Annotated in this window: 12 protein-coding genes; 9 read left to right on the plus strand and 3 right to left on the minus strand. The window is 37.8% G+C overall.

Features of this window, described 5'->3' with window-relative positions; genetic code table 11:
* Positions 1-2: 2 nt before the first annotated feature.
* The 5 genes from Q4566_RS08600 to Q4566_RS08620 are packed head-to-tail and all read left to right on the plus strand — an operon-like array spanning position 3 to position 5,739.
* The gene (locus tag Q4566_RS08600) at positions 3-548 is read left to right on the plus strand and encodes a WcaF family extracellular polysaccharide biosynthesis acetyltransferase (RefSeq protein ID WP_303420222.1); all 546 of its coding nucleotides are present in this window, start codon (positions 3-5) and stop codon (positions 546-548) included.
* A 13-nt stretch (positions 549-561) separates the two neighbouring features.
* Positions 562-1,497 carry a UDP-glucuronic acid decarboxylase family protein gene (locus Q4566_RS08605; protein WP_303420223.1) on the plus strand — a complete coding sequence of 312 codons (936 nt, stop codon included), beginning with the start codon at positions 562-564 and terminating at the stop codon, positions 1,495-1,497.
* 15 nt (positions 1,498-1,512) lie between these two features.
* Entirely contained in the window at positions 1,513-2,265 is a 753-nt protein-coding gene (locus tag Q4566_RS08610; RefSeq protein WP_303420224.1) for a glycosyltransferase family 2 protein, read from the plus strand.
* A 1-nt stretch (position 2,266) separates the two neighbouring features.
* Complete coding sequence (locus Q4566_RS08615) at positions 2,267-3,361, plus strand: MraY family glycosyltransferase (RefSeq protein WP_303420225.1); 1,095 nt, start codon at positions 2,267-2,269, stop codon at positions 3,359-3,361.
* A 35-nt stretch (positions 3,362-3,396) separates the two neighbouring features.
* Complete coding sequence (locus Q4566_RS08620) at positions 3,397-5,739, plus strand: polysaccharide biosynthesis tyrosine autokinase (protein ID WP_303420226.1); 2,343 nt, start codon at positions 3,397-3,399, stop codon at positions 5,737-5,739.
* Between the two features lie 231 nt (positions 5,740-5,970).
* Here Q4566_RS08620 and Q4566_RS08625 read toward each other — a convergent pair whose 3' ends face one another.
* Positions 5,971-6,384, minus strand: coding sequence for an endonuclease domain-containing protein (locus tag Q4566_RS08625; RefSeq protein WP_303420227.1), 414 nt, complete (start codon positions 6,382-6,384; stop codon positions 5,971-5,973).
* A gap of 753 nt (positions 6,385-7,137) precedes the next feature.
* On the opposite strand from Q4566_RS08625, the gene Q4566_RS08630 reads away from it, so the two are divergent.
* Entirely contained in the window at positions 7,138-9,129 is a 1,992-nt protein-coding gene (locus Q4566_RS08630; RefSeq protein ID WP_303420228.1) for a cytochrome c biogenesis protein CcdA, read from the plus strand.
* A gap of 313 nt (positions 9,130-9,442) precedes the next feature.
* Positions 9,443-10,948, plus strand: a complete 1,506-nt coding sequence (locus Q4566_RS08635; RefSeq protein ID WP_303420229.1) for an aminotransferase class V-fold PLP-dependent enzyme — start codon at positions 9,443-9,445, stop codon at positions 10,946-10,948.
* Between the two features lie 497 nt (positions 10,949-11,445).
* Here the strand turns inward: Q4566_RS08635 and Q4566_RS08640 are convergent, their stop codons facing one another.
* Both Q4566_RS08640 and Q4566_RS08645 read right to left on the minus strand, forming a co-directional pair.
* Complete coding sequence (locus tag Q4566_RS08640; RefSeq protein WP_303420230.1) at positions 11,446-12,480, minus strand: RluA family pseudouridine synthase; 1,035 nt, start codon at positions 12,478-12,480, stop codon at positions 11,446-11,448.
* A 3-nt stretch (positions 12,481-12,483) separates the two neighbouring features.
* The gene (locus tag Q4566_RS08645; protein ID WP_303420231.1) at positions 12,484-13,041 is read right to left on the minus strand and encodes a PASTA domain-containing protein; all 558 of its coding nucleotides are present in this window, start codon (positions 13,039-13,041) and stop codon (positions 12,484-12,486) included.
* Between the two features lie 169 nt (positions 13,042-13,210).
* On the opposite strand from Q4566_RS08645, the gene Q4566_RS08650 reads away from it, so the two are divergent.
* Entirely contained in the window at positions 13,211-14,185 is a 975-nt protein-coding gene (locus tag Q4566_RS08650; RefSeq protein WP_303420547.1) for a D-alanine--D-alanine ligase, read from the plus strand.
* Positions 14,186-14,432: 247 nt separating this feature from the next.
* Complete coding sequence (coaD, locus tag Q4566_RS08655) at positions 14,433-14,891, plus strand: pantetheine-phosphate adenylyltransferase (RefSeq protein ID WP_303420232.1); 459 nt, start codon at positions 14,433-14,435, stop codon at positions 14,889-14,891.
* The last annotated feature ends 20 nt before the right edge of the window (positions 14,892-14,911 follow it).

The following is a 14,911-nucleotide window of genomic DNA, read 5'->3' on the forward strand; positions in this document are numbered from 1 at the left end:
AAATGAAAACCGATCTATCCAGTTATAACAACGCCTGGTATCATCCAGGAAACAAAGTAAAACGGCTGCTTTGGTATTTTACCAACGTGCTGTTTTTTATAAACCCACTGAATCCTTCTTCTAAATTAAAAATTATACTTTTAAAATGGTTTGGAGCAAGGGTTGGATCTAACGTTATGATTAAACCAGGTGTTAATATTAAACACCCCTGGTTTTTAAGTCTCGGAAACCACATTTGGATTGGTGAAAAGGTCTGGATAGATAACCTAACAGAAGTACGCATCGAAAACCATGTGTGTATATCGCAAGGTGCCATGCTCCTATGTGGAAATCATAATTATAAAATAACAAGCTTTGATTTAATTTTAGGTAAAATCACACTTAAAGAAGGGGTATGGATAGGCGCAAAATCTACAGTTTGCCCAGGTGTAACGGTACAAACACATGCCGTTTTAACCGCAGGTTCTATAGCGACTAAAGACCTCGAAGCCTATCAAATCTATCAAGGCAACCCAGCCATAAAAACAAAAAAAAGGACTATAAATTAACAATACACTATAAATGAAAAGAATTCTAGTTACCGGGGGCGCAGGATTTGTGGGATCCCACTTATGCGAACGTTTATTAAACGAAGGCAACGACGTCATTTGTTTAGACAACTATTTTACGGGCAACAAAGAAAATGTAGTACACCTGTTGGACAACCCCTATTTTGAATTGGTACGCCACGACATTACAGAACCTTTCTACGCCGAAGTCGATGAAATTTATAACATGGCATGCCCGGCTTCACCTGTGCACTACCAATACAATCCTATAAAAACTATCAAAACCTCGGTGATGGGGGCTATAAACACTTTAGGACTAGCGAAACGTGTGAAAGCTAAAATATTACAGGCTTCCACTTCTGAAGTTTATGGTGACCCTACCGTTCACCCGCAACCAGAAACTTATTGGGGGAATGTGAACCCGATTGGTATTCGTTCGTGCTACGATGAAGGCAAACGCTGTGCAGAAACTTTATTTATGGATTACCACAGTCAAAATGATGTGGCTATTAAAATCATAAGAATATTTAATACCTATGGCCCACGCATGAACCCTAACGACGGTCGTGTGGTTTCTAATTTTATCATGCAAGCATTACGCGGTGAAGACATTACTATTTTTGGAGATGGTAAACAAACAAGAAGTTTTCAGTATGTAGATGATTTGGTAGAAGGCATCATCAGAATGATGAACTCAGATCCTAAATTTTTAGGCCCTTTAAACTTAGGAAACCCGAATGAGTTCACCATGTTGGAATTGGCTGAAGCGGTGATTCGATTAACCCATTCTGATTCCAAACTCAAATTCATGCCGCTTCCTCAGGATGATCCGAAACAACGTCAGCCAGATATTAGTTTGGCTAAAGAGAAGTTGGACGGCTGGCAACCGAATATTCAATTGGAAGAAGGTTTACTTGAAACCATCAAATATTTTAAAACTAAAATATAAAGCAGCTTCGCTTTTATGAAAGTATCTATAATCACAGCCACCTACAACAGTGCCGATGTTATTGAACATTGTATGCAGTCGGTGTTGAACCAGGATTATCCTAATATTGAATACATCATCATAGATGGGCAATCTAAAGATCATACGTTAAACATTGTTGTTGAATACCAAAAGAAATACCCCAACATCAAAGTAATTTCCGAACCCGATTCAGGAATTTATGATGCGCTGAATAAAGGCATACAAAAGGCCACTGGCGATGTGATTGGTTTTGTACATTCTGATGATTTTTTAGCCAATTCCAGCGTAATTTCTAATATCGTGAAGGCGTTTAAATCACAAAACTGTGACGGCGTCTATGGCGACTTGGAATATGTAGACCAACAAAATACCAATAAGGTGATTCGCTATTGGAAAAGCTGTGATTTTGATCAAAAATTGCTAAAAAAAGGTTGGATGCCAGCCCATCCTACCCTGTTTTTAAAATCTGACATTTATAAAAAACATGGTATATTTGATTTAGATTTTAAAATTGCAGCAGACTATGATTTTATTTTACGAGTTTTTAAAAATCCAGAGCTTCGTTTTGTGTATATACCTGAAGTCATTACAAAAATGCGTGTTGGTGGTGCCAGTAACCGAAGCTTAAAAAACATCATCTCAAAGTCCAAGGAAGATTATAAAGCACTTCATAAAAATAACATAGGCAGTTGGAACGCCTTGATCATCAAAAATGTGTCTAAATTAAGTCAGTTTTACAAGAAATAATATGCTAACATCCATTTTATCTAATCCTATAATTCTAGCCATCATTTGCTGTTGTGGCTCCTTTGGTTTGGTAAATTACATGATTCCCAAAATTATTTTCATGGTCAATCACCATAATTTAAATGAAGCACCAGGACATCGAAGCTCCCATACCCGAGCAACCCCAACCATGGGTGGGCTCGCTTTTTTTGTGGCGCTCATCATTAACTTGTTTTTATTCAAACATATTGATGTGGATGCCATCGGCTTAAACTTAGCTGCCGCCTTAACCTTAGTTTTTATAATAGGCTTTAAAGATGACTTATCAGTTTCAACGCCTAGAGCACGTCTTTTAATAGAAGTTGCAGCCGTACTTATTATATTATTCCATCCAGGCTTTCACAGCCAGTCTTTGGATGGCTTCTTGGGGCTAAACCATGTCCCTCAAATTCTTATAGGTGGCCTACATATTCTAATTATTCTAACCATTATCAATGCCTATAACCTAATAGATGGAGTTGACGGTTTAGCTTCAGCAATAGGCATCAGTGGCTTTTCTATTTTGGCTTTAATTTTCCATAAAATAGATTTTCATTTTTACTTTATTTTAGCCATAGTCCTTATAAGTATGTTATTAGCCTTCTTGAAATACAATTTCTCTCATAAAAAGAAAATATTTATGGGAGACACAGGGTCGCTAATTATAGGCTTTTGTCTCGCATTTTTATGTCTGCGATTTTTAACCATGGACAGTAACTTACATGAGCTTTTTTCTTTTAAAACAGAAAACAAATATTTTGTAGTGAGTGGCATACTGGCGGTTCCTTTTTTCGACATGCTACGGGTTATTGGAGTTAGACTTTTACATGGTGCAAACCCCTTTACCGCCGATCGTAATCACATCCACCACATGTTGCTTGATTTAGGCTTGCCGCATTATAAAATAGCCTTAATTTTAGGTGGTTTAAATTATTGCTTAGCCATTTTAATCATTTATCTGTCGGCAAAACTTTCAAGCTTTGCCATGCTCGGGGCTATAGTATTAATATTTCTAGTATTACTAGCGGTATTTTATAAACTCAGTAATCGTATTCATGCTGTAAAGCAGACCAAATAAATCGCTTTTTTAGAGCCTTACTTAACAAATTAACCATGCAAAATCAAGATACCCCTCAAAATCTGATAGTAACAGAGGAGCAATCAACCAACATACGTCAGGAAATTGAAAAATACGCTTACCACTGGAAATGGATTGTGCTTTGTGTATTTTTAGCTTTAATAGGTGCGTATTTTTATTTACGCTATACACCTAACACCTATGAAGGCGCTGCTACCATACTTATGGCTGATGAAGCCAATGGAGGCGCTCCGAATTTAGATGTTTTTAAAGAATTAGGACTAGGTAGTGACAAAAAAAATATAACTAATGAAATCACCATATTAAAATCACGAAGCTTGATGGAGCGGGTGGTTAAAAACTTAAATTTCAATATATCTTATTTTAAAGAAGGTAACCTAAAAACTTCTGAATTTCTAAAAGGCGAACTGCCCTTTAGAATTAATTTTTTAACTCCAGATTCGTTAATTTTTAAAACTAACACAGCTTTTAAAATACATTTTCTTTCTCCTAAAACATTCGAATTGACTAATACTGAAGGAGAAAATAACAAACCGTTCAATTTTGGAGAACGCATTAATTATAACGGTATAGAAGCGATTATTACTCCAAAATCAAAAATACAGGCCAACGACATATTTACCATTAGAATAGCGCCAGTAAGAAGTGTAGCCGAAAACCTGCGCAACCGTGTAGAGATTGCTTTATTAACCCCTGGGGCGAGTGTTCTAGAATTAAAGATGCAAAGCCAAAAACAAAAAAAAATACTATTGATTTTAGAAGAATTAGTACACCAATACAATAAAGATGCTGTAGAATACAAAAGTCTTGTAGGTAATAATACAAATGCGTTTATAAAAGAACGCTTAGCCCTCATTGAGAAAGACTTAATTAAGGTTGATAAAAACACAGAAACTTTTAAAACCACAAACAAACTCACAGATATAGCTACGGAAACTAGTATTGTACTTTCGAAAAACACAACTATAGAGAACGAAATCATTGAAATGAACACTCAATTAAAGCTCATTGACTATGTTAAGGATTACTTAAAAGATAATGAAAATAATCTGATCCCTGGAAGTTTCGGACTTAACGATTCTAATATCAGCGCAACCTTCAATCAATACAATACCTTGCTTTTTGAGCGTAACAGGATTTCAGAAAGCACCAGTGATAACAACCCGATCATTGTTAACTTAAACACCCAACTTAAACAAATACGTGAAAGTATTATTCTAGGGCTCGACAACCTAAAATCAAGTTTAAATGTAACGCTTAGAGATGCTATGGCACAGGAACAAATAATGGCATCCCGCATAGCTACAGCCCCGAGAATGGAACGTGAATTTAGGGACATTGAACGTCAACAGCAAATTATAGAAACTTTATACCTCTTCTTATTGCAAAAACGTGAAGAAAACGCCATCTCTTTAGCGGTTACGGCTCCGAATGCCAAATTAATAGATTCGGCGGAAGGAACAGTACATTCCATTGGCCCAAACAGAAATAAGATATACCTTACCGCTCTTGTTCTAGGGTTAGGAATTCCAATTGGCATCATATTTCTCTTCAATTTGTTAGACAACAAGGTTCATACTCAAAAAGAGCTTGAAGAAACCATAAAAGCGCCTTTTATAGGAGCGATTCCGACAACTCTAAAGAAAGACCGTATGTTGACGAAAGATGATCGCGGAGGCTTAGCTGAAGCCTTTAGAATGGTTCGAACCAACCTAAATTTCATGTTAGGGAATATTGACAGTCCTAGTAAAGCCATTTTTGTGACCTCAACAACCCCTGGTGAAGGTAAAACCTTTGTAGCCATTAATCTTGCTACGGTTTTTGCTATGACTGGTAAAAAAGTCTTACTAATAGGGGCCGATATACGTAAACCTAAAGTCATTGAATACCTAAACATAAATTCTTCGAACAAAGGTCTAACAGAATATTTAGCCGATAATAGCATAGCGGAACGAGACATTATAGAACCGCTAGAATGGGGCTTCGACCTGATACAATCAGGAATTATAGCTCCTAATCCTGCGGAGTTATTAATGAATGGCCGACTGGATGCGCTTTTAGCATACAGTAAACAGAATTACGACTATGTTATCGTAGATACGGCTCCTGTTACTCTAGTAACAGATACCATACAAATCGCTTCTAAAGCAGATATGTTCCTATATATCACCAGAGCAAATTACTTAGACAAACGTCTATTAGACGTGCCTAAGCAACTTTATAACGAAAAACGTTTACCCAACATGGCACTTGTTATGAATGGCACCGACCCTAAAAAAGGATACGGATACGGATACGGTGGTTACGGTTATGGTAACGACGAAGAAAAGACACCTTGGTGGCGTTTTAATAAATAATATCCCCTTGAGGGGATAATAGGGGTGTCAGCCGCTCACCTGTCCGCTCCTCAATAACCTTAGCCACATTCCTGCTCACTCGAACGCAAACTCCCCTATGATCCCCTCAAGGGGATAGTACTACTGCACGTGCTTATAAAACGAGAACCTCACGACCATCAAGAGTAGTCCAATCACTCCCCATACCCAAAAGCCAAAAAAAAGAACCAAACACCTGTCCCCTCGAGTGGACTACAGGGGTGTTCGCAGCACCCCTACCCGCTCCTCAATAACCAACAGCACGCTAAACATCTCTTGCATAACCTCCGCATTAGTAAACCTCAAAAAAGTAACACCATACCTCTCTAGCTCTCCTTGTCGTTTAGCATCATATAAAACCTTATGATCATGGCTACTCCCATCAACTTCAATAGCCAAACGAATTTCATGGCAGTAAAAATCAACAATATAATTTAACATAGGCACCTGCCTGTGAAACTGAACACCAAAAGCACGTCGCTTAATTTTCTGCCAAAGTAAAATTTCGGGTTTCGTACTATTCTTTCTAAGTTCTCTAGCGTAATTTTTAAGTTTCGGGTGGTATGGGATGATTTTATTTCTCAAGGTTACAAGTTTTAGCTTTGCTAAATATAATATTTTTCTCACAAATAATCCCCTTAATTGGATTATGGGGGTGCTAACGAACTGAAACCACAACAGAAACCACAACAGAAACCTCAATAACCTGAGCCACATTTCCTGCTCACTCAGACGCAAACTCCCCTATGATCCCCTCACGGGGATAGTACTGCACGTACTTATAAAACGAGAACCTCACGACCATCAAGAGTAGTCCAATCACTCCTCATACCCAAAAGCCAAAAAAAAGTACCGAACACCTGTCCCCTTGAGGGGACTACAGGGGTGTCCGCAGCACCCCAACCCGCTCCTCAATAACCAGAGCCACATTCCTGCTAACTCAGACGCAAACTCCCCTATGATCCCCTCACGGGGATAGTACTGCACGTACTTATAAAACGAGAACCTCACAACCATCAAGAGTAGTCCAATCACCACTTCACCATAAAAACGCCAAAAAAAAAGTACCGAACACCTGTCCCCTCGAGGGGACTACAGGGGTGTCCGTCACACCTAGAACAACAGCACTGTTCAGTAGTGTCTGTCACACCTAGGGAATGACCAGGATGTTCAATACCACCGAGGAATCAGGAACCTCAGAGGTATTTTGAACCACAGCACCTTACCCTAGACCAAATCCCTCTACCTCAATTTTAACACCCAAATCAAAGTTTTAACACTACATTAATAATCATAAACACGACTTTTGCTGTCGATTGTAATCAAAACAAGCTCAATCAAGTCCGTTTTGCTAACTTTACACAAATAAACACCCAACTTATGAATAAAATATTCTTATTGTGTACCCTACTCTTTGTTTCACTAGGACAAGCCCAAATTTTCACCCCTGTTGAATGGTCTACTTCCGTTGAAAAACTTTCCGATACCGAATATAAGCTGATTTCAAAAGCTACTATAGAAAAAGGCTGGCACTTGTATTCTCAAGATGTTCCTGAAAATGGTCCTATTCCAACAACTTTTACTTACGACGACGCTAACGGTGCGATTAAAATATCAGGAAATACCATTGAAGAAACAGGGCATACGGTTGATGATCCTGTCTTTGAAATGGAAATCACCTATTTTGATGGCACAGCTACTTTTGAACAAAAAGTAGAGGTTTCAGGAAACGAATCAACCATAAACGGTATTGTGGAATTCATGGTTTGTGACGATACCAGATGCTTACCCCCTACCGAAGTGGATTTAGTTTTTACACTTTCGGAAAAAGCGGTGACTACTCCTGAAGTATCTACTATTGATGAAGATAACTCTACATCGACGATCTCAAAAGAACATGACATTTCAAATGCTGCTGAATCAACAGACAAAAGTTTATGGGGTATCTTTTTTATCGCATTCTTTTCCGGCTTTGCAGCATTATTAACGCCTTGCGTGTTCCCAATGATTCCTATGACAGTTAGCTTCTTTACCAAACAAAGTAAAAATAAAGCTGCTGGTATTAAAAATGCCGTCATTTATGGCTTGTCCATTATTGTCATTTACGTATTATTAGGTATCCTTGTGAGTCTCGTTTTTGGTGCAGATGCATTAAATGCTTTATCAACTAATGTATGGTTTAACATCATTTTCTTCTTGCTATTATTAGTTTTTGCGGCATCTTTCTTAGGGGCTTTTGAAATTATGCTCCCAAATTCATGGGCAAACAAAGTAGATAGCCAAGCCGATAGAGGCGGATTAATAGGTATCTTTTTCATGGCTTTAGCTCTAGCTATTGTTTCCTTTTCATGTACAGGCCCTATTGTTGGTACTTTATTAGTTCAAGCTGCTGCTGGCGGAAGTCAAATTGGCCCCATTGTAGGCATGTTAGGATTTTCAATGGCCATTGCGTTACCATTTGCTTTATTCGCGGCTTTCCCGGGTTGGTTAAATTCTTTACCTAAATCTGGCGGCTGGTTAAATACCGTAAAAGTGGTTTTAGGGTTCTTAGAATTAGCATTAGCCTTTAAATTCTTATCAAACGCCGATCTGGTTTTACAACTACATTGGCTAGAACGTGAAGTATTCATCACGATTTGGATTGCCATATTTGGTGCATTGGCCTTTTATTTATTCGGAAAAATACAATTGCCACACGATTCGCCTGTCACACATATTTCCGTGGGACGCTTAAGTTTGGGGCTTATTGTATTATCATTTACCATATACATGATTCCAGGACTTTGGGGAGCACCATTAAACTTAATTAGTGCATTCCCACCGCCGCAACATTACAGTGAGTCGCCTTATGGTGTAGGCTATACGCAATTGGGTAGCGGCCAAGTTCCCGGAGGACAGCATAACGAAGTTCCTGAAGGTGCACACCTCATGCCGCCTCATAACATTTTAGCTTTTAACGATTACGACAAAGGATTGGCTTATGCCAAGCAAGTTGGAAAACCGATTATGATAGATTTTACAGGACATGCTTGCGTAAATTGTAGAAAAATGGAACAAAACGTATGGGTAAAACCTAAAGTGCTTGATATTTTAAAAAATGATGTGATTTTAATTTCATTATACGTTGATGATAAACGCAAATTAGAAGATGATGACGTTGTTGATTCTAAACTAAAACCGGGTAAAAAACTGAAATACATCGGACAAAAATGGAGTGAATTGCAAACCATTAAATACAAAACCAATTCGCAACCTTTTTATGTTTTAATGGATCATAACGAAGAAAACCTTTTAGCCCCTGTGGCGTACACCCCTGATGCTGAAGCATATTACAATTGGTTAAAAAAAGGGATTTCAAAGTTTAAGAAGTAAAATAAGAGTTTCAACGTAAATAATTAAAACGGATTATCAAATTGAAAATAAGCTTACTCATATAACATTATTGTCAGTTCGAGCGCAGTCGAGAACGTCTCGATATCAGAAAAAGCAATCTCAACTGCGCTTGTCTACCAATAGGCAGGCTCGATTTGACATACGACTAAAAAAACTCAATATCGTTTGGTTTCTTTGTAGAAAGCGAAAACCGTAACGAAAGACCAGTTAAACTGGTGTTCGAGCGAAGTCGAGAACATTTTTTACACATTATAAAATTTAATTTCAATACCAATCACATACCTCTTATCAAATGAGCTTCATATCAAAGATTCTAAATAAAGACCAAACACCAAGTAAACTGGAAACTTATTTTGCGCCTTTCAGAGAACAAATTGTAGGTAACGACACTTATTTTATTTCACCTTACGGAAAGCAAAAAATAATTTATGCGGATTGGACGGCTAGCGGACGACTATACAGACCCATTGAGGAAAAGTTACTAAACGATATTGGGCCTTTTGTGGCAAATACACATACTGAAACTTCCATAACAGGCTCCACCATGACGCGTGCCTATCATGAAGCTCGACACCTCATAAAAAATCATGTTAATGCTTCTGAAGATGATGTATTAATCACCGTTGGCACAGGAATGACTGGCGCCATTAATAAATTTCAAAGAATTTTAGGTCTTAAACTCAGTGAAAATTTAAAAGATCACACGACTATTCCAGAGGAAAAACGTCCGATTATTTTCGTTTCACACATGGAGCACCACTCGAACCAAACATCATGGTTAGAGACCATTGCTCGTGTTGAAGTGATTCCTTCAAATAAAGATGGGCTTCCTTGTTTAAAAGGACTCAAAGAACTCCTAAAAAAATATAAAGACACCCCTTTAAAAATTGCTGCTGTTACGGGTTGCTCTAACGTAACAGGTATTCGTACGAATTACTACGAGATTTCTAAAATCATGCATAAAAACAATGGTTTATGTTTTGTAGATTTTGCTTGTTCAGCACCTTACGTTAACATTGATATGCACCCTAAAGATGATGAGCAATATTTAGATGCCATTACTTTTTCACCACATAAATTCTTAGGTGGTCCTGGAACTTCGGGTGTATTAGTGTTCAATAAAAAACTATACAAGAACTTAGTACCTGATAACCCTGGCGGGGGAACCGTGAATTATACGAATCCGTGGGGAAACCATGATTATATCGATGATATTGAAACTCGAGAAGACGGGGGAACACCAGGTTTTTTACAAGTTATTAAAATTGCGCTTTCTATTCAGCTGAAAGAAGAAATGGGGGTTCAGAACATCTTAGATCGTGAGCATGAATTAAATGCTCTTATTTTCAAAAGACTGTCTAAGATAAATCACTTAAACATCTTAGCACCAAAACATACGGAAAGGCTGGGCGTATTTTCATTTTTTATAGAAAACGTACACTACAACCTCATTGTAAAATTACTAAACGACCGTTTTGGCATACAAACCCGTGGTGGCTGCTCGTGTGCTGGAACTTACGGCCATTACCTCTTAAACGTTGATGAACCGACTTCCAAATCCATTGAAAAGAAAATTTTAGAAGGCTGTTTAATTGAGCGCCCAGGTTGGGTTAGAATGTCTATTCACCCCACAATGACCAACGAAGAAGTTACTTTCATCTGCGACGCCATCGAAGCTGTTACAAAAAATAATGAAGATTGGGAAAAAGACTACCAATATAACGCCGCCAAAAACGAATTCATCAATAAAAATAATCTAGACGTAGAAAAAACCATTACGGAAAAGTGGTTTGAGTAGTGAGGTTAATAATTTAGAAAGTGTATTGTAGAGGTGAGCAACGGACACCCCTATGATCCCCTCAAGGGGACAGCTTTTCGTGAACGACACCATGAGACCGTTTAAGTGTGCGCTTTTCTACTTCGCAACTAACTAACTCTGAGCGTGCGAAGCCAACTCTACCAAGCTACTCTACTAGCCTGCCCCTGATCACCTAAAAAACTTATAGCCCTGAGCTAGCGAAAAGGCATTACTACTAGGCTGGCCAGCGAAACCAAGCTCCTTAATTCCTAAAAACTGAGCTTGCGAAGAAACCACTAAAGCAATGAGCCAGAAAAGCCACACTACTTAACTCCCAAAACTGAGCCTGCGAAGTAACTACTTCAACTCCTATTAACTCCTAAAAGCACTGAGCCCCGCGAAGGGCAAACTCCTTAACTCCTAAAAACCTGAGCCCGCGAAGTGCTAACTCCTTAACTACTTAACTCCTTACTGCCTCCAACTACTCTACTCCTAAACTACCCATCCATATGCTTCGAATACCCACGCCACTTTTCCACACAAGCCTCAATATCCTCTGGAACCGCACTATCAAATCGCATAAATTCCTGAGTCGTTGGATGTACAAAACCTAGAGTTTTAGCATGAAGCGCCTGTCTTGGTAGTACTTTAAAGCAATTATCTACGAACTGTTTGTATTTTGTAAAGGTGGTTCCTTTTAATATTTTCTCACCACCATAACGCTCATCATTAAAAAGTGTGTGCCCGATATGTTTCATATGTACACGAATTTGATGTGTACGTCCAGTTTCCAATTTACAAGACACTAGAGTCACATAGCCTAAGCGTTCAATCACTTTGTAATGAGTTACAGCAGGTTTACCTTTCTCAGCTTCATCATCAAAGAAAACGGTGTTTTGTAATCTATTTTTAGGATGGCGACCAATATGACCTTCAATCGTGCCTTCATCTTCTTGAACATTGCCCCAAACTAGCGCGACATACTCACGTTCACTTGTTTTTTCGGCAAATTGCAAGGATAAATGTGCCATCGCCTCTTCAGTTTTAGCAATCACTAACAATCCACTGGTGTCTTTATCGATACGGTGAACTAGTCCTGGACGTTCACTGGAATTGTTAGGCAGATTCTCGAAACGGTAAATAAGCGCGTTAATAAGTGTGCCGGAATAATTACCATGACCTGGATGAACTACCATACCCGCAGGTTTATTAACCACTAAAAGTGCGTCATCTTCATAAACCACATCAAGCGGAATATCTTCACCTACCAATAAATTTTCATGTGGCGGATGTGAGAATAAAACGCGTATTTTATCTAATGGCTTCACCTTGTAATTTGATTTTACAGGTGTATCGTTAACGTAAATACTACCATTTTTTGCGGCATCCTGAATTTTATTACGTGTGGCGTTTTCAATAAAATTCATCAAATATTTATCTATTCGAAGTGGGGTTTGTCCTTTATCTACTGTAAAAGCATGATGTTCAAACAAATCGTCTTCGTCTGGTAATTGCGGGGTATAATCATCCATAATTTAAGGGCGGTTGCCGTTTCCTAGTTGTAAGTCTATCACAGATGTTTTTGCCAACTTATCGCCAGCGTTAAGCGTGGTTCCTTTATGTGATAATTTAAGAACCATACCTTTTCCAATGTTGTCTACGTAAGTTATTTTTCCGATTTCAAATCCAAAAGCTTCTAAGGTAGGCTTTACTTGACGGAAGGTTTTATCAATAAGTCCGTCTGGAATCGTCATTTTTCGGTATCCTGAAGGGTTTAAAGTAATGTATATCTTTCTATTCTCTTTTACTTTTGTTCCCGCCAACGGCTCTTGTTCGATGACAGAAAACTTAGGATAATCAGGATTATAATTCGCTGAATCCTGAATTTTCATAACCAAATTATTATCTTCAAGAGCAACATTAGCTACATTTATAGATTTTCCTTTTAAATCTGGTACGGTTTCAAATTCTCCATGATTGGTGGTGATATTTAACCATTTTAAAATAACATAACAAAGTACGATTAAAGCGACTAAGGCTAAACCAATTTGTTTTAAAAATGTTTTACTCGTGATAAATTTAACTAGGCTCATTTACAGAAATTTCGATAGGGCAAATATATAAAAACAGAACTGTTTTTTCTTTTGCCATTTATATGATATTTTAGCTTAACTAATAATACTTGCACTTTATTGCAGATTTTTAGGTGAAACGATTATTTAATTCAATTTCCGAAGGCGGAAATCAACTAATAAATTAATGATGAAAAAGAATATAGCCATCATCATGGGAGGGTATTCTAGCGAATATAAAATCTCACTGACCAGTGGAAACGTGGTTTATGAAACTTTAGACAAAAGTAAATACACGGCTTACCGCATTCACATTTTTAAAGATAAATGGGTTTATGTGGACGACGACAACAACGAACACCCTGTTGATAAAAATGATTTCTCTATTTCGGCACATGGTGAAAAAGTCACTTTCGATTGCGTTTTTAATGCCATTCATGGTTCTCCAGGAGAAGATGGCTACATGCAAGGTTACTTTCAATTAATAAATTTACCGCATACCAGCTGCAGCATGTATCAAGCGGGAATCACGTATAACAAACGTGATTTATTAAGTATTTTAAAACCTTACGGCATAAAAACAGCTGAATCCTTTTACCTTAACTTGGGTGATACCGTAAACGCCGAGGCCATCATTTCTAAAGTTGGGCTGCCTTGTTTTGTAAAAGCGAATAAAGCAGGAAGTAGTTTTGGTGTTAGTAAAGTTCATGAAAAGGAAGCTTTACAAAATGCGATTGATGTCGCTTTTAAGGAAGATGATGAAATTATTATCGAATCGTTTTTAGACGGTACCGAAGTTTCGGTTGGTGTGATTAGTTACAAAGGTGAAATTGTGGTACTTCCGATTACTGAAATTGTTTCTGAAAATGATTTTTTCGATTACGAAGCAAAATATGAAGGAAAATCACAAGAAATCACACCGGCTCGATTAACAAAGGAGCAAGAAGATAAAGTGAACAAAGAAGCTAAAAAAGTGTATGAAGTTTTAAAAATGAAAGGTTTTAGTAGAAGTGAGTTTATTTTTAAGGACGGTGAACCGCACTTATTAGAAATGAATACCATTCCTGGTTTAACACGTGAAAGCATCTTGCCACAACAAGCAGCAGCAGCAAATATCCCTTTAGCAGATTTGTTCGCAAATGCTATTGAAGAAGCCTTAGCTTAAGAATTTATTAATGACTATTGATTAATGATTATTTAATTAAAAATGAAGATTTAAAAATTAAAAACGATTGCGGTGCCGTCGTGGGTCAAGAACCAGGAATCAAGAGTCAATGATCACCTGTCACCTGTCATCCGTCTTCGGTCAACAGTCAAAGGTCAACAGTCAAAGGTCAAAGGTCAAAGGTCAAAGGTCAATAGTCAAAGGTCAATAGTCAATAGTCAATAGTCAATAGTCAAAAATAAAACACATGAAACGCGCATTATTCCCTGGATCTTTCGATCCGCTAACCCTAGGCCATGTTGATATTATAACCCGTGCCGCTACCTTATTTGATGAAATTATTGTTGCTATTGGCGTGAATGCCGATAAAAAATACATGTTCTCCTTAGAGCAACGCAAAAAATTTATTGAAGATACTTTTGCTAACGAACCCAAAGTAAAAGTGAGAACCTACAAAGGTTTAACAGTTGATTATTGCAAAGAAATTGATGTACAATTTATTTTGCGCGGACTAAGAAACCCAGCAGATTTTGAATTTGAAAAGGCCATCGCACACACCAACAGGGATTTAGCTCCTATAGAAACTGTATTTTTATTAACCTCTGCACAGACATCTTACATTGCATCAAGTATTGTACGTGACGTGATTAGAAATAACGGAGATTACACAAAGTTGGTTCCCGATAGTGTTCGTGTTAGCAACTAATGCCGCGTTAGGGATTGCAG

The sequence above is a fragment of the Tamlana sp. 2_MG-2023 genome (genome assembly GCF_030548465.1).
Lineage (GTDB): Bacteria > Bacteroidota > Bacteroidia > Flavobacteriales > Flavobacteriaceae > Pseudotamlana.